Below are 21,676 nucleotides of genomic sequence, written 5' to 3'. Positions count from 1 at the left end.
CCTTCGCCTCATGTTCAGGATTCGGTCACGGCGTCGTCACGCGCCACGCGGGCCGGCACGTGTCCCGCGTGCTTGGCAATCACATCCTGCAGCCCCGCCGCGCTGCCCACCACCACATCCCACGCCCAGGTGCCAAAGCCGCGCTGCGCATTCACGGCCTGCACCCACTGGTCCAGCGCGCGCCGCTTGGCCTGATCCTGCGGTGAATCCTCGCCCTTGATCTCCAGCACCAGCGTTTTGCCGGATGTGTAGCGCACCAGAAAATCCGGCACGTACTTGCGCTTGGTGCCGTTCCACAGGTACAGGATGTGAAAGCCCAGGTGGTCGTTCTTTGCCCAGGCCGCCACGTCGGGGTGTTTTTCGACCACGTTGGCGGCGTACTTTTCCCAGCCGCTGTCCACCACGATGTGGCTGATCTGGCTGCGTTGTGTCGGCTCGGCCACGCGGGTGGTGTACCAGGGGCGCATGTCGCGCGTGCTGCCCACCGGGCGGTCGCCGTCGAACACGGCCTCCAGCCGCAGCGTGTTCTGCTCGATCACATGCGCCATCAGGTGCCCCACGATGGCGTCCATGTGCAGCGAAAACAAAATGCGCTGGCGCAGCGGGTCCTGGTGGAACAGCGATGGAATCTCCAGCTTGTCCGATGCCATGAAGGCTTCCACCAGCCGCACCAGCTGGAACAGCAGGTACTCGCGCTGCCCCTTGAACTGATCCTGCAGCTTCTCGAACCCCTTCTGCGCCGCCTTGAACACCAGGCGTTGCAGGCGAAACTCCTCCGGCAGCTTTTCCAGGTCGATGGTGACGATCTGGCTCCAGTCCGCCGCGCCGCCCAGTGCCGGCGCAATGTCCGCCGTCAGCGCCACCTGCGCCGGGTCGATCTTGAGCACCGGCACCTTGCTCCACTGCACCACCAACTGCGGGCGCACCACCTGATCCACGCGCAGGATGTTGGGCCACTTGATCTCGAACACCTGCCGCTCGGCCAGCGACTTGATCTGCACGCTGGGCTTGGGCGGCGGCGGCGGCTCGCCGCCTTCACCGGGCTGCAGGGCCACCGACAGGGGCACGCCGAACACGTTCACATACTCCGGCGCATACAAGCCGGTGTCGGGGTCGATGTCGTAGGCCACGCGGCGCAGGCCACGGCCAATCACCTGCTCGCACAGCAACTGGCTGGTAAAGGCGCGCAGGCCCATGATGTGCGTCACCGTCTTGGCGTCCCAGCCTTCCGACAGCATGGCCACCGACACCACGTTCTGCAAGTCTTGGCCGATCTGGCCCGGCTTGCCCACGGTGTCCACCAGCTCCCGCAGCACCTCCTCCTTCTTTACGCCGGGCGCCAGCCAGCGCTCCTGCTCCTGCGCGTCGATGCGGGCGGTTTCCACCACAGCGCGCAGGCGCGCCTCGTAGTCCTTGTTGGCCGTGGCGGCTTCGCCCAGCTCTGCCTTCTCCAGCACCTTGGAATCCACCCGCAGCGTGCGCGCGGGCGCCTGCAATTCCGCCCACTGCGCGTGACCCTGGGTGAAGTAGTGCTCCACCCGCGCCGCCGTCTCGGTGCGGTTGCACACCGTCAGCATCACCGGGGGCGACAAGTGGCCCTGGGCCGCCCAGTTGGCCGCCACCGCGCGCCAATCCGCGCCCAGCAGGGTGTAGGCCTGCTGCACCAGCGCCGGCAGCGGCTCGTGCGCTTCGGCCTTGCGGTTCAGGTCATCGGCCACGTCCGCTTCGCGGTACAGGTGGTACAGCTTGGGCCGCAGCGTCTGCGCGTTCGGCAGCGCATCGTCGCGCACCACCACGCGCGGGGTCTTCACCAGGCCGGCCTCGATGGCGTCGTTCAGCCCAAAGTCCGACACCACCCACTCGAACAGCCCCGCCTCGGTATTGGTGCGCCCGGTCGGCGCAAACGGCGTGGCCGACAGGTCGTAGCAGCGCGCAATGCGCCGCGTCTTGTGAATGCGGTCCAGCCCCTCGATCCAGCGCGTGGCCTCGTCCAGGTCGATGCCCAGCGCCTCGGCGTCGGCCCGGCTCACCTTGATGTCGGCCGGCTTGCGGTAGGCGTGGTGCGCCTCGTCGTTGATGACTACCACGTCCCGGTAGTCGGCCAGCTTGCCCATCACGCGCCGGGTGAAGGCTTCGTCGCTCTCCTGGCCCTTTTTCACCACCGAGCGTTCGGGCTCCTTGAGTGGCATCAGCGTGTGCCAGTTTTCGATCAGGATCGCCGCCCGGTTCAGCTTCTGGCGCAGCGCCTCCGACGGGCACAACTCGAACAGGTCGTAATAGTTCTGCGGGTGCCCCGGCATCAGCACCTGCAGGCGCGACTTCACCGTCAGCCCCGGCGCCACCAGAAAAATGGCGCTCGAATGCCGGCGCGGCGACTTGGGGTAGATCAGGGCATTGAGCACCTGCCAGGTGATGATCATCGCCATCACCGTGGTCTTGCCGCTGCCCGTGGCCATCTTGTTGCACAGCCGCTCGAAGCCGCCACCGTCGCCCGGCACATGCACGCCCTGGCGAAATTCCGGCGCCGCCTCGGCATGCCAGATCAGGGTCTCCACTGCCTCCAACTGGCAGAAGTAGAACGGCCATTGCCGACGCGACACCTTGTCCTCGTCCCACCAGTGCTGCAGCAGCGCCAGCGTCACCGCCGTGGTGCCGGGCCAGCCGGCGGCGCGCCACTGGCGCACGCGCTCACGGATGGCGTCCACCTGCGGCAGCGCCACCAGTCGGCGCGTGTTCTCGCGCGTGTCGATGATTTCGTAGCCCGCCGGCCGGCGCGTGGGCTCCAGCCGCAGCGTGCGGTCGGGGTTCTCCACCCAGTGCTGCGCCGGTTCGGTGAAGGCGTTGTTGATGATCAGGGAGGCGGGGGCGGTCATGCGTCGGGTTCGTGGCTCAAGCCGGGTTGTGCGTGCGCAGCCAGTCCTTGAGCGCGTCGTTCATGCGCGTCTGCCAGCCCGGCCCGGCGGCGCGAAAGGCCGCCAGCACCTCGTGGTCGATGCGAATGGCCACCTGCTCCTTGCTGCCGCTGCCGGCGGGGCGACCGCGCTTTCTGGCGGCGGCCATGCCGGCGCGCATTTCGCCCGGCTTGAGCGGGCGCTCGCTCTCGTCCTGGCCGTCCCACTCGAAGTGCCTGTCGGCCGGCACGGCGCGCACCGCCTTGGCCACCTGCTTGCGGTTCATCTCATTCACTTTCAAGCCAGTCAAGGTACACCTCGCTTTCTTCACTGCTTGCCGGGCGAAAACTGATCACGCGTACGGCGTCTTCGCGTTCGGTGTGCACCAGCGTCAGCACCGCCAGCACCTCGGCCACGTACGAAAACGACAACCACCGCAGCTCACCATCGCGCACCACCTCCACATCCAGGCGATAGGCCGAATCGAGCACCCAGTGTGCGTTGGCAAAGTCCAGGCCGTGCTTGGCCAGGTTGGAGGCGCGCTTGGCTTCGTCCCAGATCAGGCGCATTGTGGCATTATTTTTCGTAGATGCAAATATTATTCCGGTTTCAGGCCGATGCGCCTGTGGCCTCGGGCAGCGCCATCAGCTTCAGCGACTCGATGCCCCGGTCGTCCACGATCTTCACCGCCACCATGCGGTTGCCGCCCGCCGCGAAGGGCAGCGACACGGTGCCGGTGAAAGCCTGCAGCCGCGCCTCGTCCAGCTCGGCGCGGATGTCCTTTTTCAGCTTCATCCAGCCCTCGTCCCGGCCCGCCATCGGAAAGAACACCTGGTGCGGGAACAGGCTGCGCCCGTCGTAGTCCGTGTCCAGCGACCAGGCGGCGATCTTGCCCTTGCCGCCCGACACCAGCTCGCCCTTGACGGTGTCGAAGTAGTCGAAGCCGTTCACCTCCACCTGCCACAGCCCGCCCTTGGTCGGTGTCAGCAGCACGTCCGGCTGGCCCATCAGCCAGAAGCTCTGGTTGCTGCTGCGCGCCTTTTTCAAGTCCTCCGTCAGCAGGTCGGTGTTCATCTGCACCTTCAGCGCGGTGATGCCCTTCAGCGCGTCGATGTCCTTGGCCGCCTCGGGGTCGAAGGTGAAGGCGCAGAACACGATCATCTTCGGCCGCGGAAACAGCTCGGCCGCCTCGTTCAGCGCCCGCTCCACCTGGCGCTGCTCCAGCGCGCCATGCTCGGGGCCAAAGCTCACCACCACGCGTGCGCCCCCCAGGCCGCCGGCCTCGCTTGACTCCACCAGGTGGCCGCTGGCGTGCAGGTGCTGGGTGCCGGGCAGCACCTCCAGCTCGGCAAAGCGCAGCATCTGCCCGCCCTTGCCGCGAATGCCGGTCTTCAGCAACTCGTCGCGCCAGGCGTGCTGGCGGCTGGTGTGGCCGCTGCGGGCAATGCTCATATCAGTCAAATTGGCGTCCAGCGCTTGCCCAGTCTGCGCCGGCAGCTCTTCAAGTGATAGCACGGAGGGGAAGGGTACGGCCTCCACCGTGAACGGGCCGCACACCCGCAGCTTGGCCTTGTCGCGCTCGGGCTGGTCGTACAGCGTTTCGCTGTCGGCGTTGCTGGCGATGCTGCGGTCCATCTCGGCCTGCATCTTCTGGCGCGCGGTGTGGAAGGCTTGCAGCGGTGCGTCCAGCGCCGGCGCCCAGTCTGCGGGCCGCTCGAAGGGCACTTCCCATTCCTGCAAGTCCTGGCCCTGGCCGCCCAGCACCAGCTTCTGCCCCTTGCGCGCGCCCTCGGTCACGGCAAAGGGTGCGGCCGGGGCGTGGGCCTTCAGCGCGGCGTTCAAGTCAAGCAGCGCCGCGGCGATGGCCGGGTGCAGGCGCTCGTAGATCGCGTCGATCTCGGCATTGTTGGCAATGCTTTTGAGCGTGACATGCGGCACCGTCTTGTAGATGAAGCCGCCGCGCAGCCCCTCGTGCGGGTAGCGCAGGGCAAAGTAATCAAAGCTGGCCGTCATCAGCCGCTGCTTGGCCAGGGTGATCGCTACTCGGGAGGTGTCGCAGGTGATCCAGCGGCGGCCCCATTTCTCGGCGACATAGGCGGTGGTTCCCGATCCGCAGGTGGGATCGAGCACGAGGTCGCCGGGGTCGGTGGTCATGAGGAGGCAGCGTTCTCCGATCGTGGCATTGGTTTGCACCACGTAGACTTTTTTGTCAGAGAAGCCAGCTACCACCTGTGTCCGTCTGCCCGTTGTTACCAATTGGGGCGACTGGGGAAGTCGTCAAGAAACGCTTGTACTTCGGATGCTATGTTGCGAGATGACCAATCGCCGAGCGGCGAGCAAGTCGTCTAAGGCCATCCGGCCGGGTTTCCAGTGGTTGTTTGCACCTCGGATGTATCGATTCGATCTTGAAACGGAATTTCGACGGTTGTGAACTGGCGGAAGCCTTGGGAAACCATTTGTCATGGTTGAAACACGGCCAATCGTCAGCTTGCCGTAGCGAAGTCATCTCTTTTCAGTCAAGCCACGGCGTGCACCGTTGGCCATCTCGGTTCGCAGCGTTGTACTGCTCCTGCTTCGCGTCTGTGCTTCTTTTCATGTATGGCTGATGAAATTTAGTTTTAGCCTCTGACTTATTCTTCGCATACCAAACTAAATAATCACTTACGCCCGCAAGAAGATCACTGGTTTGTCCGCTGGTCTTCACGAAGGTAATGAGAGATACGAAATTCTCGACGCCGAAAATTTCATCACATAGATTTCTAACAAGGTGCAAGTTCTCATCCGAAATCTGCACAAACACGCTGCCCGAATCACTCAGCAACTCCTTGGCCAATAGCAGCCGGTCGCGCAAATACGTCAGGTACGAGTGAATGCCCAGCTCCCAGGTATCGCGGAAGGCCTTGATCATTTCGGGCTCTTGCGTCAAATCCGCATCGGCCCGGTCTTTCACGTCGCGCTTGCCCACAAAGGGCTGGAAGTTGCTGCCGTACTTGATGCCGTAGGGCGGGTCGATGTAAATCAACTGCACCTGCCCGGCCATGCCCTCCTTGTGCAGCAGGCTGTTCATCACCAGCAGGCTGTCGCCGGCCACCAGGCGGTTGGCCCAGCCCTTGTCGTGGCGGTAAAAGTCCACGGCGGTGCGCAGGGGCACGCTCTCGAACGGGGCCTCGAACAGGCCGGTCTGGAACTGTGACTGCAAGCCTTTTTGGCCTCTAGCGCTTGCCCCTTCTGCGCCAGCAGCTCTTTTTTTAATAGTGCCCTGGCGCTTGCTGACGCTGCTCAAGATGCTCATGGCGTCGATGCGCTCGTGCACATGCAGGCTCACGGTGTCCACCTCAAAGGCGGTGCGCTCGGCCTTGCCCGTCCACTGCAGGTAGGGCGCGCCCATGCGCTGCAGGGTTTGCAGGGCGGCGCGCATGGCGGCGGGGTCGTTGCCGGCCAGGGCGTCGGCGATCAGCGACTCTGCCTTGGCGCGGGCGCTGTCGAACTGCAGGGCGGGGTCCAGGTGCGGGTCGTATGCCCAACGGGTCTTGGGCTGCTCGGGGTCGGTCTCAAGGCTGACCAGGCCGACTTCGGGGTTGTTCACGCGCCGGTCGGCGTAGCGGTAGGCCAGCACCTGCGGGTCGCCGGGGGCGGGCCGGGCCGGGGCTGCCTTGGCCTTGGGCGGCTTGGGGGCTGGGGCTGCAAGGGGGAATTCGGCGTCGGTGGTGGGCGCTTTCAGCTCGAAGGCCGGCCTCGCGGCGCCGGTGGCGGGCACGGCGGCGCCGGTGGCGCGGGCGGTGGAGCCGCCGCGGCCCTTGCCCTTGACGGCCTGGCCCGACGCGACCAGGCTTTCGCGCGCGGCCTTGAAGTCGCCCTCGGTGGCGGCGGGGTGAACGCCTGCGGCCTGGGCGGCTTGCAAAAAGCGCTCCAGCAAGGCCATGTTGCCGATCGCGCCGTGGTCGGCAGGCAGCAGGTCCAGCAGCAGCGATTCGAGTTGTGTTGGTCGATCCTTGGACATGCGCCCGGCTTCCCCTCATCTTGTATCAAGGGAAAGTTATAGCAGGAGCGCGTGGCGGTTCAGACAGCCTGGGCCGCGGCGTGGGTCGCACCGTGTTGGTTGGCCACATGGGCCAAGCGCTGCGCGAAGAGGCGCACTCGCTCACTCACCTGCTGGTTACATGGGCCGGCCACGTTGTCGAAGCGCCACCGACCGCTGTAGAAGGCCAAGCCGACCAGCGCGCGTCTTTTGCCGCTGAGCTGTTCGCGCAGACTGAGCATCAGATACGCGCCTTGCCGGCACTGGGCCTGGTAGCCGTCGGCGCAATTTTTCAGGGCAATGGCTTCTTCCAGCAAATGCCGGCTGCTGGTGATTGGCACCACGCCCAGGCTGCCCAGGGCGGGCCAATCGACCTCGTGCGTCCAGGTCGACCATTCGTCGTCCTCGCCCTCGTACAGCGGGGCTAAGGCCCTTGCAGTGCGCTGCAGCCAGCGGATGGGGTGGCGCTGCTGGTTTCTGTCGGGGTGTTGGCCGCTGCGGCGCATCACCCAGGCCCACAGGGGCAGGGCGTCGTGCAGATCGGTGTAGGTCCGGGTGTCTGACTTGGCGTTGGCGGCCTCGGTGCAAACCACTTTCCACAACCATGCCTTGGCACTGTCGTCTTCCATCGAATCAGGATCCAGGTCTCCGACCACGTCGCTCAAGGTGTCGAGCATGCGCAGCGGTGGCGGAGGTGGCCATCCGCAGCGGCCCAGGGAATGCAGGGTGCTCATGAGGCGATACCAGGGCGAGTCGCCGAGGTCGTTGACCAGTTTTTCGATGCCGTGCTGGCACACATACCGCCATGCGCGCGGCGGCAGGCCGCAGGCCAGCACGGCTTGGCGCATGGCGGGTTGGGCGTGAAGGGGCTTGTCCTCATCGGGTATGACGCACACGTCCAACCAAGCGGTGACGGTGCGCAGCAGCCGCGGGTTTTCCTGTTGCACGGTTTCGTAAAGCTCCTGGTGCTGCCAGGTCAGGTTCAGGTGCCGACCCAGTAGCGTCCAGCGATCAGTGAGCAGGCGCGTGCGCATGGCCAGGTCCACCACACGGCTGCCAATCGCGCGGGTGATTTCACGGGCCAAGGCGGCGCGCATCTGGTGAAAGCGTGGCTCGCGCCACAAGATGCGGTGCGCTGCGGCTATCACGCCTTCCATGAACGAATCGGTGGCATCGTCGTCAGGCAACAAGGTGTTCAGTGCTTGCGTCACTTCCGGCGCGAGTCGGCGCAGCCAGTGGCCTTGAATGACGATCTCCAGCAGCCACGCCGGGCGACACAGCGGATTGAGTAGGTCGATGTTGGTGAAGGGGCCGACCGACGGCTCCAGCGCGCACCACGGCGCAAAGAGCAGCCGTTGGGGCGCCACGATGGAGCGCCAGAACACCTCACGCCGATGGGGATCGATCACATACTCCATCGCGCCCAAAATGCAGATCGTCCATGTTCCGTTTGCGCCGCCGCTGCTTCGAAAGCCCCCTTGGCGCACTTCGCCCATCGCATAATCAGCCAAGGCGCGGCTGGCAGCAACAGCGAGGTTGCCGTTTGACAAGGGCTGGTGCCAGTCTCCTGCAGACTGCGGCTTGGTGGGCTTGCAGATGATGTGGGCGCGGCGCACCATGGCCAGGCCGATGGCCTGATCCAGGTCCAGGGGAAGATGATCTTGCGCGAGACTGGGTGAGGTGTTGTGCATGGCCGGACGATAGGGGCGCGCTGCGCTGTCGGCACACCGTTCCCCGCAAAATGCACCGAAAAGGAAGAGCCATGTGGTGGTTTCTGCGAGCGCGATCCCGAGCCGATGCCATGGGCGCAGACGATGAGGCAACTGACCGCAGCACACAACCGACTGCGGCCCGCAATGCCTATGAGGCGGAAATGCTCCAGACCATCCCTGATATGCGCGGATGGGCCAGGCACGATGTGGCCATCAAGGTCTGGTTGCCGGAATCGGCGGCGCGGCTGCTGAAATGCGTGGCCGGCGCCGAGGGTGTCAGCCAGTCGAGTTGGGTGCGTGAGTGCCTGTTCGAGTACGTGTATGGCCGTGCGGCCGCCATGGCCTATCGACTTCGGCTGCGGCGCGATTCGGCTGGTGACATTCGCCTTTCACGTACGCCGGTGGATCGCACCAAAGGCCGCTACATCTACAAGGTGCCGCAGTTGGGCAAGGACATCATTGCGTTCAAGTTCTGGGTCAACGAGCGGCTGAAGGCGGACCTGGAAGTGCTGGCTCAGCATGCGCAAGTTCAGCTTTCGCCCTTTGTGCGTGAAGCGGTGTTGGGCCGTCTGTACGGCCGTGCCACCCTGCCCGAACGACCGAACGCGCTGGCGCCACCCACGCGGGCAGCCGCAAACTGGGACAGCGGTGGCGAGGTGGCCGTGACGGAGATCGAGGAAGCAGACTATCAGGACCTGGGCTGGGCGGAGAGAGAGTGGGTCGATGGTGGCTTGGCGGGCGACGCGACGCGCAATCCCTGATGTGGCACTCGATGCTCACGCCATCCTTGATAGGGAAATCACGTCGGCGCCACTGCGCAGTTTGTCCAGGTAGCCGGCCCAGGTCACCATCATCTGCCGGCGCTGCTGCATGAATTCGGCGCGGTCGTAGGCGGCGCCCAGCGGGCCGCTCTTGCCATGGGCGAGCTGGGCCTCAATCACATCCGGGTGGATGCCGGGAATGTTCTCCACCATCAGGGTGCGCGCCATGGCTCGAAAGCCGTGGGCGGTCATCTCCTCGCCGCTGAAGCCCAGCCGTCGCATCGCCGCGTTGACGGTGTTCTCGCTCATCGGCCGCTCGCCGGTGCGCAGGCTGGGGAAGACGTAGCGGCCATGACCGGTCAGCGGTTGCAGCGCGCGCAGCACCTGGACGGCCTGTGGCGCCAGCGGGACGAAGTGCGGACGGCCGTTGATCTTTTCGTGCAGACGGCGCTTCATGGATTCGGCGGGGATGGTCAGCACGCCGTCGTCCAGGTTCAGCCACGACCATTCCATGGCGCGGATATTGCCGGGGCGCAGAAACAGCAGGGCGGACAGCAGCAATGCGGCGCGGGTCATGGGCTGGCCGGTGTAGCCGTCGATGGCGCGCAGCAGTTCGCCCGCCTTGGCGGGCTCCAGCACGGCGGCCATGTGCTTGACCACGGCCGGTGTCAGGGCGCCGTGCAGGTCGGTGACCGGGTTGTGGGCACAGCGGCCGGTCTGCACGCCGTAGCGAAAGACCTGGCCGGCGCTTTGACGCAGGGTGTGGGCCACTTCCAGCACGCCGCGCTTTTCCGCCTTGCGCAGCGCGTCCAGCACCATTGGCGCGGTGATGTCGGCCAACGGGATGGCACCGATGTAGGGGAAAAGGTCTTTGCGCAGCAGCCGCAGCCAGCGTTCGGCGTACGCGGGTGACCACGCCGGCGACTTGCTGGCGTGGTATTCGGTGGCCACGGCCTCGAAGGTGTTGCTGGCGCACGCGCGCGCCGTGACCTTGGCAATGCGCTTGGCCAGGCCGGGGTCGGTGCCGGCTTCCAACAGGTGCTTGGCTTCGTCGCGCTTGCGCCGTGCCGCAGCCAGGGTCACGATGGGATAGACGCCCAGCGACAGCACCTTTTGCTTGCCGTCGAAGCGATACGCCAGCCGCCAATACTTGCCGGCCGCCAACACATGCAGGTACAGGCCGCCGCCGTCCGCATGCTTGTCACCGGCCGCGCGGCCGCTGTGCTTGACCTGTCGCACGAAGGTGTCCGTCAGCGCCATGTTCCATCCCCTGTTGGTATCTGTCCCACCGGTGGCCCGAAATACCAACACGAGCCCGGCACGAAGACGTTTTGGTCGCCCTCCCGCGGTTCGTCTTGGCCGCGTGTTCGATGCGCGTGGCGCGCGGTGCTCGCCAGGGCCATCGCCGTCATTTGTTGGTATATGCCCTGCTGGCAATCCGAACTACCAACAAAAATACCAACGAACTGTTGGTATGTGATGATAGGCTTTGACAGGGTGTGATGCAACAAAGAACCCGCAAATCCAGTGATCATGCGGGCTTTGAGATGGCCTGAAGTCTGGTGATGTGGGAATTTGGCCTGCCCGGAGGGACTCGAACCCCCGACCTGCTGCTTAGAAGGCAGCTGCTCTATCCAGTTGAGCTACGGGCAGTGAAAACGAAAACAGGCCCGGCGGGTGCGGGCCTGTGCGTTCGATGGTCGGAGCGGCGGGATTCGAACTCGCGACCCTCTGCTCCCAAAGCAGATGCGCTACCAGGCTGCGCTACGCTCCGACAAGGGGCGCATTCTACCGTGCGGTGCCGGCGATGCAGGCGCCGGGCCTCGTTGGCGTGGCGATCATGGGAACTCTCAGACACCCGTGACGAGCCGCGCCATCACCACGATGATGGCCACCTGCATCGCGCCCTGGCTGGCGACGACGTAGTAGAAGCGGCTCATGGTGCGGCCGATCCAGGCGCCGTCGGGCTGCTGCTTTTGCAGCTCCAGGCAGATGCGCAGGCTGGTGGGCAGCAGGTAGCCGATGCCCTGGATCGTCATCAGCGTCACCAGCACCAGGGCCGCGGCGATCCAGCCGAACTGCGGCCAGGGCAGGCGCGTCAGGCCCAGGTCCACGGCCAGGAACCAGCCCGCCGTGCCGGTGACGATGGACAGCGTGGGCAGCAGAAACAGCGTCACCGGCGTCAGCCGCGTCAGGATGGCCTTGCGCACCGGCACGTCCACGCGCCGCAGGATCGGCCCGATGACGAAGCCCATGAACAGGTCGATGCCCGTCCACAGCACGCCGCTCATCACGTGCACCCAGTTGAGGAACCACAGGTTGCCGATCTCGATGGCCGCCACCATGACGGCCAGCGCGGCGGCCACGTACCACAGGTAGCGCAGGCGGATCAGCGGGACGGGTTGGACGGCGGTGGCAGCGGCGGTGGCCATGGTGCGCCTCGCAGGCGATGACCGGGGCGAAGGCCATGGTACGCCGCTTGCCGCCGCCGTGCGCCGAGGTGCCTCAGGCCGCGTCCTGCGCCGCCGCCCGCACCAGCACCGGAATGTCCTTGTACGCCGGCGTGCGCGTGTGCAGGGACAGGTTGCTGGCCGCCAGCAGCGGCGTGGCCTCCGGAAAGTACGCCGCCGCGCAGCCGGCGGGGATGTCGTAGCGCACCGCCTTGAAGCCGCGCACGACGCGCGCGTGCTCGTCCTCGTCGCCGCAGCCGTGCAGGTCCACCAACTGGCCGTCGCGCAGGCCGCGCGCCTGCAGGTCGGCCGCGCTCATGAACACCACGCGCCGGCCGCCGAACACGCCGCGGTAGCGGTCGTCGGGGCCGTAGACGGTGGTGTTGAACTGGTCGTGCGAGCGCACCGTCATCAGCGCCAGCACGGCGTTGCCGTGGCGCTGGCGCGCGCGCGCCACGGGGCCGGCCGTGGGCACCGGGTGCACGTTGAACTCGGCCTTGCCGCTGGCGGTCTTCCACTGGCGCTCGCGGGCGCTGTTGGTCAGCGTCAGGCGGCCGCGCTCGGCCAGCTTGCGGTTGAAGTCGGCGAAGTCGTCGTTGATGCCGCGCTGCACGCGCTCGATGTGCTCGCGGATCAGGCCGTAGTCGCCGGCCATCGCCGCCCAGTCGATGCCGCCGGCGGGCACCAGCACCCGGCCCAGGCCGCAGACGATGGCCGGCTCGCTCATCATGGTGGCGGCCAGCGGCGCCTGGATGCCGCGCGAGCTGCGCACGGTGCTGGTGGAGTCTTCCACGCTCACCACCTGCGGGCGGCCCTGCTGCAGGTCCAGGTCGGTGCGCCCCAGCGTGGGCAGCAGCAGGCCGACCTGCCCGGGGTGGCAGTGCGTGCGGTTGAGCTTGGTGGCGATGTGCAGCGTGAAGCGGCAGCCCGACAGCGCCGCCAGCACGCGGGTGGAGTCGGGCCCGGCGACGGCGAAGTTGCCGCCCAGGCTGAGCAGCGCGCCCATGTCGCCGCGCAGCAGGCGCTCGGTCACGCCGGCGGCGTCCAGGCCCGCTTGGCGGGTGATGGCGGCCTGCGGGAACTCGGCCATCAGGTTGTCCAGCCAGCGCGCCGGCATGGTCGAGGTGGCGCCCATGGTGCGGTCGCCCTGCACGTTGCTGTGGCCGCGCACCGGCATGGCGCCGGCGCCGGGGCGGCCGATGTTGCCGCGCAGCAGCAGCAGGTTGGCCAGCGTCTGGATGGTGGCCACGCTGTGCTCGTGGTGCGTCAGGCCCATGCACCAGGTGGCCATGGTGGCGGGCGCCTCGGCGTACAGCTGCGCCAGCTCGTCGATCTGCTCGCGCCGCACGCCCGACTCGGCCACCAGCAGGTCCCACGGCTCGGCGGCCAGGTCGGCCGCCATGGCCTCGAAGCCGGTGGTGTGCTGGGCGATGAAGGCCTCGTCGATCAGGCGCGCCGCGCCGCGCCCGCGCGCCTGCTCGTCCTGCTCCAGCAGGCGCTTCATCACGCCCTTGAACAGCGCCAGGTCGCCGCCGATGCGCACCTGGACGATGCGGTGCGCCACCGCGATGCCGCGGCCGGTCAGCATCTCGCCCACCGCCTTGGGGTCGGAGAAGTTGGTGAAGCCGCGCTCGCGCAGCGGGTTGATGGCCACCACCTTGGCGCCGCGCCGCGCCGCGTCGTGCAGCGCGGCCATCATGCGCGGGTGGTTGGTGGCCGGGTTCTGGCCGATCACCAGGATCAGGTCCGCGCGCTCGAAGTCATCCAGCTGGCAGGTGCCCTTGCCCACGCCGATGGCGGCCTTGAGCGCGTAGCCCGAGGGCTCGTGGCAGAAGTTGGACGAGTCCGGCAGGTTGGAGCAGCCCCAGGCGCGCGCCACCAGCTGCCACAAAAAAGCCGCCTCGTTGCTGCTGCGTCCCGAGGCATAGAACGCCGCCTGCCCGGGCCCCAGCGCGCCCATCTCGCGGCCGACGATCTCGAACACCTGGTCCCAGCCGATGGGCGTGTAGTGGCCGCTCTCGGCCGTGTACAGCAGGGGCGCCGTCAGCCGCCCCTGCGACTCCAGCTCGTGGTCGCTGAGCGCGCGCAGCTGCTCCAGCGAATGCCCGGCAAAAAAGTCCGGCCCCGGCGCCTTGCGCGTCATCTCCCAGGCCACCGCCTTCTGGCCCTGCTCGCAAGTGTCCACCACGGCGCCGCCGGGCTTGTCCGGAAACGCGCAGCCCGGGCAGTCGAAGGCGCCGGGCTGGTTGGTGCGCAGCAGGCCGGCGCCGACCTTGCCGGCGATCTCCTGCAGGCGAAACACCTTGAAGGTGCTCTTGACCGCGCCCCAGCCGCCGGCGGGGTGGTTGCTGCGGTCGATGCGGATGGTGTCGGGATCGTCGGTCATGGGCAATTTCGGAGGCAGGACGTGCCCGCATCGAGGGTTCTTGACGAGGTCAAGTTTGTCACGATAACCGCACGGCGCCGGTAGTGCCAGCGTAGTGGTGGTCGACTGGCCTGCGGCGCGGCCGGTGACGAATGTCGCGCACATGGAACCAAAATGGTTGATCCAGATGGTTATCGGTGCAATGGTTGCACTATGATCGAGTCATGCCGACCGTCGCACGCCTGCACAGCTGCAAGATCGCCATGTACGCGGCTGACCACCTGCCACCGCATTTTCACGTGTTGGCCAACGACGGACGCGAGGCGCTGGTGGAGCTTGCCAGTCTGCAAATGCTGGCCGGCCATGCGGGTGCACGTGCTCAAGCCGAAGCGTTGGCGTGGGCGGCAGGTCATCGAACGCAACTGCAAATTTTGTGGAAGGAACTCAATCCATGAAAGCCAAACATTTTGTTCTGACGAGCGTGCGTGCCGTGGCGCCGGCCATCCTGGAACTGGTCTACGCCGATGGTGCATGTCTGAGCGTTGACCTGGCGCCGATCATTCGCGCACACAAGGTGCTGGCGCCGCTGCGCGAGCCGGCCACTTTTGCCAGCGCGCACCTGGTGGACCATGGTCATGCCGTGGCTTGGGAGGGCAGCGACCTGCTGGAGCTGGCTGCCGACAACCTGCGGGCGCGCGCCATCGAGCAGGCCGGTGGTTATTCGCATGAACTGATCTACAACTGGATGGCGCGCCACCAACTGACTCTGGACGACGCGGCCCAGGCGTTGGGGCTGTCTCGGCGCATGCTGGCCTACTATCGCAGCGGCCAAAAACCGGTGCCTCGCACGGTCGCTCTGGCCTGCCTTGGCTGGGAAGTTGAGCAACACGAAGTCGTGTGAGTGGGCGGGGGAGCTGTTTGTCGCCAATTTAATTTTGATTTGCGCCCGATTTCCCTGTGGCGGTCGGCTGGCTTGCCGCACGGCTTCGGTCCTCCATGTTCTGTGGTTCGACCCCGCTGCGGGGGGATCGAATTCACAGCACCGCTTCCAGTCCCTTGCGCTCGATGATGTCCAGCAGCTTCTGCGACGGGCCGCTGGGGCGCTTGTCGCCCACCTCCCATTTGCGGACGGTGGATAGGCTGGTGTTGAGCACGCTGGCCAGCACGGCCTGACTCAGGTGCAAGCGTTCGCGCAGCGCCTTGACCTTTTCGGCGTCGTAGTCCTGCACCGGATCGAGGCACAGCGCGTCGTACTTGCGCATCTTGCGTTTGTCGATGAAGCCCAGGCGGTGCAGATCGGCGGCCGTCTCATGGACGGCTTCGAGGATGCGGTTCCTGGTTTTGGTCTTGGTGGTCATTGGCAGATCTCCTGCAAAGTGCCGTCGGTAACGGCTTCGTCCAGTTGCTGACCGGTGCGGGCCAGCAGGTCGGCGGCGACGGCCTGCAACGCTTCGAGTTCTTCGGCACGGACGTTCGCCCGTTCGTTCTTCTCGAAGCCGAACACGAAGAACCAGTGGCTGCCCTTGTTGGTAGCGACCAGCGTTCTCGCGCCGCCACGCTTGCCGCGCCCGGCCAATCCGACGCGCTTCTTCACCACGCCGCCGCCGAGGTCGGCATCGATCAGCCCGGCAGTCATCTCCTCGACGGCCTTGCACAAGGCGGCATCGGTCACTTCCGTCTTGCGCATCCATCGCTGGAAGTAGCGGGTTTTGAAGACTCGCGTCATCGATTGGATTATGCCACTTAGTGGCATAGTTTTCTGAAAATTGTCCCATTCCCCCGTGCCCAAAGTCCCCGAGGTCAAGAGGCTTCGATGGGCGTGGCCGCTGGCGGCAGCGCGGCACCCGCGCACTGCGCCAGGGCGCTGGCGGTGAGCGTGCTGCCGGCCGGCCACTGGTCGGCGGCCCACCCATGCAGATAAACCGCCGCGCCCGCGGCCTGGGGCGCTGCCTGGCCGGCGGCCAGGCGGGCGCCGACCAGGCCGGCCAGCACGTCGCCGGTGCCGGCGGTGGCCAGGCGGGCGTTGCCGGTGGGGTTGATGCGGGGCGCCTGCCCGGGCGTGGCGATGACGGTGCCGGAGCCCTTGAGCACCACGGTGCAGGCAAAGCGCTGGGCCAGCTGGGCGGCGGCGCGCAGGCGGCCCTGCTGCACCTGGGCCGAGGTGGTGCCCAGCAGGCGCGCGGCTTCCAGCGGGTGGGGCGTGAGCACGGTGGCCTGGCCGGTGCCGGCGCGCTGGCGCAGGGCGGCTTGCAGGGCGGGGTCGGCGGCGATGACGTTGAGCGCGTCGGCGTCCAGCACCAGGCGTGCGGCGCCGTGCAGCACGGACGGCAGGACGGCAGCCACGGCGTCGCCGCCGCCGCAGCCGCACACGACGGTGAGCGCGGGTAGGTCGAGCCGCTCGAAGCGGCGCAGCATCAGCTCGGGCTGGCTGGTGATGGAGGTCAGCTCGCCGGCGTCGAGCAGGCTGAGCAGCACGCGGCCGGCGCCCCCGTGCAGCGCGGCGCTGGCGGCCAGCAGCGCGGCGCCGGTCATGCCCATGCCGCGCGCGGCCAGGGCCTCGCCGCCCACCACGGCGACGTCGCCGAAGCTGCCCTTGTGGCTGGCGTGCGGGCGCGGCGCTCTGGCGGGGGCGGCGTTGAGCCAGGCGGCGGGCGGCTCGGCATCCAGCAGGGCGGGAGGCACGTCCAGATCGTCCAGCCAGATCTGGCCGCAGGCGTCGCGCCCGTGGGCGGTGAACAGGCCGGGCTTGAGCGTGAGCAGGCTCAGGGTGTGGCGCCGGGGCGGCGGGGGTTTTGAATCAAATGGGCCGATGGCCCGCGTTGAATCTGCGTGAGCAGCTATCGAATCAATAGTATTCGGGGCTTGCAGCCAGCCGCTGTCGGCGTCCAGGCCGGTGGGCAGGTCGACCGCCAGGATGGGCGCCGCGCCGGCCTGCATCAGCGCCAGCCACTCGGCCATGCGGCCGGCGGGCGGACGGGCCGCGCCGATGCCCAGCAGGGCGTCGATGGCCAGGTCCTGCGGGCCCAGGTCAGACGGCGGGTGGTCGGCAAAAGGCACGCCGGCCTGCACGGCCCGCTGCCACGAGGCGCGGGCGTCGGGCGGGGCCTTGTCGGGCGTGCCCAGCCAGGTGACGACGGGGCTCAGGCCCCAGGCGTGCAGGTGCATGGCCGCTTCCAGCCCGTCGCCGCCGTTGTTGCCGGGGCCGGCGGCCACCCACACGCGGCGCGCGTGCGGCGCCAGCGCCAGGGCCAGGCGCGCGGTGGCCAGGCCGGCGCGCTGCATCAGCGTGTGCGGGGGCAGGGTGGCTGCGGCGGCCTGCTCGATGCGGCGGGTGGCGGCGCTGTCGTGCAGGGCCAGCGGGCGGGAGCTGCGAACCAGGGTGGGCATGGCCCGGCCATTGTGCCCCCGGCGCAGGCCGTGTTTTCAGCGGTAGCGGTCGATGCCGTAGCCGGCGGCGTCGATGGCCGGCTCGCGGCCGGCGATCTGGTCGGCCAGCAGGCGCGCCGAGCCGCAGGACAGCGCCCAGCCGCTGGAGCCGTGGCCCAGGTTGAGCCACAAGCCGGGCACGCCGCTGGCGCCGATCAGCGGCGGGCCGTCGGGCAGCATGGGGCGCGCGCCCTTCCACACCTGCACGCTGCCCGAGCGCCGCGCGGCGCCGGGAAACCAGTCGTCCAGCACCTTGTAGAGCGTCTGCACGGCGCGGGGGGCGATGGCGTCGGGCTGCCCGCCGATCTGGGCCGAGCCGGCCACGCGCACGCGCTGGCCCAGGCGCGAGATGGCGACCTTGTAGCGCTCGTCCATCACGCCGCTGCGTGGGCCGTGCTCCAGGTCGGGCATGTGCGCGCTGACCGAGTAGCCGTACACCGGCCGCAGCGGCACGCGCAGGCCCAGCGGCGCCAGCCAGGCCGCCGACTGCACGCCGGCGCACAGCACCACGGCGTCGAAGCGCGCGCTGCCGCCGTCCCACTGCAGCGTGGTCGGGGCGGCGGCGCCGGGGGCGTGCACGACGGTGTCGAAGCAAAAGCGCGCGCCCAGCGTCTGCGCGGCGTCGCGCAGGATGACGGCGAACTGGCGGCAGTTGCCCACCTCGTCCTGCGGCAGGTGGATGGCGCCCGCCAGCGGCGTGTCGGGCTTGAGCGCGGGCTCGATCCGGCGCGCCTGCTCGCCGTCGATCTCGTGAAACACCACGCCCGCCTCGCGCAGCACGGCCAGGCCAGGCTGCACGATGCGCTGTTCCTGCTCGCCACGCAGCAGCACCAGGTAGCCCTGGCTGCGCTCGAAGTCGTACTGCATGCGCGCGGCCACCTCGTGCAGGCGCTGGCGGCTGTAGAAGGCCAGGCGCTGCAGCTGCGCGCGGTGGGCGGCGTAGTGGCCGGCGTCGCAGGCGCGCAGCCAGCGGCGCATCCAGCCCAGGTCGGCCATGGCCAGCGGCCGTGTCACGCGCACCGGGGCGTGGCGCGCCAGCAGGTGCCCGATGACCTTGGCCGGCATGCCCGGAGCGGCCCAGGGCGTGACGTAGCCCGGGGCCAGCACGCCGGCGTTGGCAAAGCTGGCGCCCTCGGCCACGCTGGCGTGGCGTTCGAACACCGTCACCTGGTGGCCGTCGGCGGCCAGCTCGTACGCGGTGGACACGCCGATGATGCCGGCGCCGACGATGGCGATGTGCATGGGGGGAGAACAGCGAAGGCTGGCGCGCCGGGGCGGCCGGCGGCGCGAGACGTTATAATTCGACGGTTTTGTTGCGGCGGCTGGCTGTGAAGGCTCGGCCCCCTGGGCAACAAGACAAATCCCAAACCAGCCCTGACGAGGTGTCGCCTGTCGATCATTCGACGCGCCAGGCGATGAACGGGCTGGATTTTAGACCCAACCTTGCAAAGGTAAGACCATGTCCGTCACCATGCGTGAAATGCTGGAAGCCGGTGTCCACTTTGGCCACCAGACGCGCTTCTGGAACCCCAAGATGGCCCCGTTCATCTTCGGTCATCGCAACAAGATCCACATCATCAACCTGGAAAAATCGCTGCCGATGTTCCAGGACGCGCAAAAATTCGCGCGCCAGATCGTCGCCAACCGCGGCACCGTGATGTTCGTGGGCACCAAGCGCCAGGCGCGCGAGATCGTGGCCGAGGAGGCCCGCCGCGCCGGCATGCCCTTCGTCGACCAGCGCTGGCTGGGCGGCATGCTGACCAACTTCAAGACCGTCAAGACCTCCATCAAGCGCCTGAAGGACATGAAGGCCCAGCAGGAAGCCGGCCTGGACGCGATGAGCAAGAAAGAGCAGCTCATGTTCACGCGCGAGATCGCCAAGCTCGAGCGCGACATCGGCGGCATCCAGGACATGGCGGCGCTGCCCGACGCCATCTTCGTGATCGACGTGGGCTACCACAAGATCGCCATCTCCGAGGCGCAAAAGCTGGGCATCCCGCTGATCGGCGTGGTGGACTCCAACCACAACCCGGTGGGCATCGACTACGTCATCCCCGGCAACGACGACTCGGCCAAGGCCGTGACGCTGTACGCCCGCGGCATGGCCGACGCCGTGCTGGAAGGCAAGGCCAACGCCGTCAATGACGTGGTCAAGGCCGTGGCCGCCGCCGAAGGCAGCGACGAGTTCGTCGAAGTGCAGGACGGCGCCGCCTGATCGTTCCTCTCGGCCGCGCGCCCCGCGGCTGACGGCAAAGGGGCCCCGCAGCCCCTTTTTTCAATTCTTTCGGCCGCCTTCGAGCGCGGCCCCGAACACACTGGAGAAGCACACATGGCAGCAATCACCGCAAGCATGGTCGCCGAACTGCGCGCCAAGACCGACGCCCCCATGATGGAGTGCAAGAAAGCCCTGACCGAGGCCGCTGGCGACATGGCCAAGGCCGAGGAGCTGCTGCGCGTCAAGCTGGGCACCAAGGCCGGCAAGGCCGCCAGCCGCGTGACGGCCGAGGGCGTGATCGCCGCGCACATCGAAGGCAGCGCCGGCGCGATGCTCGAGGTCAACTGCGAGACCGACTTCGTCACCAAGAACGACATGTTCATCGCCATGGCCAACGCCGCCGCGCGCCTGGTGGCCGAGAAGAACCCGGCCGACATCGCCGCGCTGTCGGCGCTGCCCTACGAGCAGGACGGCTACGGCCCCACGCTGGAAGACGTGCGCAAGGGCCTGGTGGGCAAGATCGGCGAGAACATGAGCTTTCGCCGCTTCGTGCGCAAGGCCGGCGGCGGCAAGCTGACCAGCTACCTGCACGGCACGCGCATCGGCGTGCTGGTCGAATACACCGGCGACGAGACGGCGGCGCGCGACGTGGCCATGCACGTGGCCGCCATGAAGCCCAAGGCGCTGACCGCCGCCGACGTGCCGGCCGCGCTGGTCGAGACCGAGCGCAGCGTGGCCGCGGCCAAGGCCGCCGAGTCGGGCAAGCCGGCCGACATCGTCGCCAAGATGGTCGAGGGCTCGGTGCAGAAGTTCCTCAAGGAAGTGTCGCTGCTGCCCCAGCCCTTCGTGAAGAACGACAAGCAGAGCGTGGAGCAGATGCTGAAGGAAAAGGCCACCCAGGTCAGCGGTTTCACGCTGTACGTGGTGGGCGAGGGCATCGAGAAGAAGGCCGACGACTTTGCCGCCGAGGTGGCCGCGCAGGTGGCCGCCGCCCAGGGCAAGGCCTGATCCGCGCCATGACCAGGGGCGCGTCGCCGGCAGGCGGCGCGCCTTTGTCGTATCTGCGCCTTGATAACCGCTAAACTCGACCGATTGCCCCCTACGCCGCGCCCATGACCAAAGCCAAACCCGCCCACAAGCGCATCCTGCTCAAACTTTCCGGCGAGGCCCTGATGGGCGACGATGCCTTCGGCATCAACCGCGCCACCATCGAGCGCATCGTGGGCGAAATTGCCGAGGTCACGCGCATGGGCGTGCAGGTGGCGGTGGTGATCGGCGGCGGCAACATCTTTCGTGGCGTGGCCGGCGGCTCGGCCGGCATGGACCGCGCCACCGCCGACTACATGGGCATGCTGGCCACGGTGATGAACGCGCTGGCGCTGGCCGACGCCATGAACCACCAGGGCCTGGTGGCGCGCGTGATGAGCGCCATCGCCATCGAGCAGGTGGTCGAGCCCTACGTGCGGCCCAAGGCCCTGCAGTACCTGGAGGAGGGCAAGGTGGTGGTGTTCGCCGCCGGCACCGGCAACCCCTTCTTCACCACCGACACGGCGGCGGCGCTGCGCGGCGCCGAGATCGGCGCCGAGCTGGTGCTCAAGGCCACCAAGGTCGATGGCGTGTACACCGCCGACCCGCACAAGGACAAGACGGCCACGCGCTACGCCAAGCTGAGCTTCGACGAGGCCATGAACCGCAACCTGGGCATCATGGACGCCACCGCCTTTGCCCTGTGCCGCGACCAGAAGCTGCCGATCAAGGTGTTTTCCATCTTCAAGCCCGGCGCGCTCAAGGCCGTCGTGCTGGGCAGCGACGAAGGCACCCTGGTGCACGCCTGATTC

At 67.6% G+C, this 21,676-nt stretch carries 19 protein-coding genes and 2 tRNA genes; 6 read left to right on the top strand and 15 right to left on the bottom strand.

Annotated features, from left to right (window positions below):
• Window positions 1–14: 14 nt before the first annotated feature.
• The 6 genes from H6927_15660 to H6927_15635 form a co-directional block, all read right to left on the bottom strand.
• Window positions 15–2,873: a DEAD/DEAH box helicase family protein gene (locus H6927_15660; protein ID MCP5219527.1), complete on the bottom strand. Its 2,859-nt coding sequence runs from the start codon at window positions 2,871–2,873 to the stop codon at window positions 15–17.
• A gap of 16 nt (window positions 2,874–2,889) precedes the next feature.
• The gene (locus H6927_15655) at window positions 2,890–3,177 is read right to left on the bottom strand and encodes a BrnA antitoxin family protein (GenBank protein ID MCP5219526.1); all 288 of its coding nucleotides are present in this window, start codon (window positions 3,175–3,177) and stop codon (window positions 2,890–2,892) included.
• Between the two features lies 1 nt (window position 3,178).
• Window positions 3,179–3,460: a BrnT family toxin gene (locus H6927_15650; protein MCP5219525.1), complete on the bottom strand. Its 282-nt coding sequence runs from the start codon at window positions 3,458–3,460 to the stop codon at window positions 3,179–3,181.
• 40 nt (window positions 3,461–3,500) lie between these two features.
• Window positions 3,501–5,147 (bottom strand): site-specific DNA-methyltransferase, encoded by a 1,647-nt coding sequence (locus H6927_15645; GenBank protein MCP5219524.1) that lies wholly within the window; start codon window positions 5,145–5,147, stop codon window positions 3,501–3,503.
• 256 nt (window positions 5,148–5,403) lie between these two features.
• On the bottom strand, window positions 5,404–6,891 hold the full coding sequence (locus H6927_15640) for a site-specific DNA-methyltransferase (protein ID MCP5219523.1): 1,488 nt from the start codon (window positions 6,889–6,891) through the stop codon (window positions 5,404–5,406).
• 59 nt (window positions 6,892–6,950) lie between these two features.
• On the bottom strand, window positions 6,951–8,600 hold the full coding sequence (locus H6927_15635; protein MCP5219522.1) for a hypothetical protein: 1,650 nt from the start codon (window positions 8,598–8,600) through the stop codon (window positions 6,951–6,953).
• A 71-nt stretch (window positions 8,601–8,671) separates the two neighbouring features.
• Between H6927_15635 and H6927_15630 the strand changes: the two genes are divergently transcribed.
• A complete protein-coding gene (locus tag H6927_15630; GenBank protein MCP5219521.1) occupies window positions 8,672–9,382 on the top strand; it encodes a hypothetical protein in 711 nt (236 codons plus the stop codon).
• Between the two features lie 15 nt (window positions 9,383–9,397).
• Here the strand turns inward: H6927_15630 and H6927_15625 are convergent, their stop codons facing one another.
• From H6927_15625 to H6927_15605, 5 genes are all read right to left on the bottom strand, one after another.
• A complete protein-coding gene (locus H6927_15625; protein MCP5219520.1) occupies window positions 9,398–10,642 on the bottom strand; it encodes an integrase arm-type DNA-binding domain-containing protein in 1,245 nt (414 codons plus the stop codon).
• Window positions 10,643–10,958: 316 nt separating this feature from the next.
• Window positions 10,959–11,035 (bottom strand) — tRNA-Arg (locus tag H6927_15620).
• A gap of 44 nt (window positions 11,036–11,079) precedes the next feature.
• Window positions 11,080–11,156: transfer RNA gene (locus H6927_15615), tRNA-Pro, on the bottom strand.
• 76 nt (window positions 11,157–11,232) lie between these two features.
• On the bottom strand, window positions 11,233–11,814 hold the full coding sequence (locus H6927_15610; protein MCP5219519.1) for a hypothetical protein: 582 nt from the start codon (window positions 11,812–11,814) through the stop codon (window positions 11,233–11,235).
• Between the two features lie 73 nt (window positions 11,815–11,887).
• Window positions 11,888–14,218, bottom strand: a complete 2,331-nt coding sequence (locus H6927_15605) for an FdhF/YdeP family oxidoreductase (protein MCP5219518.1) — start codon at window positions 14,216–14,218, stop codon at window positions 11,888–11,890.
• 242 nt (window positions 14,219–14,460) lie between these two features.
• On the opposite strand from H6927_15605, the gene H6927_15600 reads away from it, so the two are divergent.
• Window positions 14,461–14,652, top strand: coding sequence for a DUF4160 domain-containing protein (locus tag H6927_15600; GenBank protein ID MCP5219517.1), 192 nt, complete (start codon window positions 14,461–14,463; stop codon window positions 14,650–14,652).
• On the top strand, window positions 14,649–15,098 hold the full coding sequence (locus tag H6927_15595) for a DUF2442 domain-containing protein (GenBank protein ID MCP5219516.1): 450 nt from the start codon (window positions 14,649–14,651) through the stop codon (window positions 15,096–15,098). The genes H6927_15600 and H6927_15595 overlap by 4 nt, the downstream gene beginning before the upstream one ends.
• A gap of 133 nt (window positions 15,099–15,231) precedes the next feature.
• Here H6927_15595 and H6927_15590 read toward each other — a convergent pair whose 3' ends face one another.
• The 4 genes from H6927_15590 to H6927_15575 form a co-directional block, all read right to left on the bottom strand.
• The gene (locus H6927_15590; GenBank protein ID MCP5219515.1) at window positions 15,232–15,555 is read right to left on the bottom strand and encodes a DNA-binding transcriptional regulator; all 324 of its coding nucleotides are present in this window, start codon (window positions 15,553–15,555) and stop codon (window positions 15,232–15,234) included.
• Window positions 15,552–15,923: a type II toxin-antitoxin system RelE/ParE family toxin gene (locus H6927_15585; GenBank protein MCP5219514.1), complete on the bottom strand. Its 372-nt coding sequence runs from the start codon at window positions 15,921–15,923 to the stop codon at window positions 15,552–15,554. The genes H6927_15590 and H6927_15585 overlap by 4 nt, the downstream gene beginning before the upstream one ends.
• Before the next feature lie 74 nt (window positions 15,924–15,997).
• Complete coding sequence (locus H6927_15580; protein MCP5219513.1) at window positions 15,998–17,584, bottom strand: NAD(P)H-hydrate dehydratase; 1,587 nt, start codon at window positions 17,582–17,584, stop codon at window positions 15,998–16,000.
• Between the two features lie 36 nt (window positions 17,585–17,620).
• Window positions 17,621–18,865 carry a D-amino acid dehydrogenase gene (locus tag H6927_15575; GenBank protein ID MCP5219512.1) on the bottom strand — a complete coding sequence of 415 codons (1,245 nt, stop codon included), beginning with the start codon at window positions 18,863–18,865 and terminating at the stop codon, window positions 17,621–17,623.
• A 217-nt stretch (window positions 18,866–19,082) separates the two neighbouring features.
• Here H6927_15575 and rpsB point away from each other — a divergent pair, with 217 nt between their 5' ends.
• The 3 genes from rpsB to H6927_15560 all read left to right on the top strand — a co-directional run bounded on the left by rpsB (window position 19,083) and on the right by H6927_15560 (window position 21,673).
• Entirely contained in the window at window positions 19,083–19,838 is a 756-nt protein-coding gene (gene rpsB / locus H6927_15570) for a 30S ribosomal protein S2 (protein ID MCP5219511.1), read from the top strand.
• Between the two features lie 114 nt (window positions 19,839–19,952).
• Entirely contained in the window at window positions 19,953–20,846 is an 894-nt protein-coding gene (locus H6927_15565) for an elongation factor Ts (GenBank protein ID MCP5219510.1), read from the top strand.
• A gap of 104 nt (window positions 20,847–20,950) precedes the next feature.
• Window positions 20,951–21,673: a UMP kinase gene (locus H6927_15560; protein MCP5219509.1), complete on the top strand. Its 723-nt coding sequence runs from the start codon at window positions 20,951–20,953 to the stop codon at window positions 21,671–21,673.
• Window positions 21,674–21,676: the final 3 nt, after the last annotated feature.

The sequence above is a fragment of the Burkholderiaceae bacterium genome, from assembly GCA_024235995.1.
Lineage (GTDB): Bacteria > Pseudomonadota > Gammaproteobacteria > Burkholderiales > Burkholderiaceae_C > Ottowia.
This window is presented reverse-complemented; position numbering and strand designations above follow the sequence as displayed.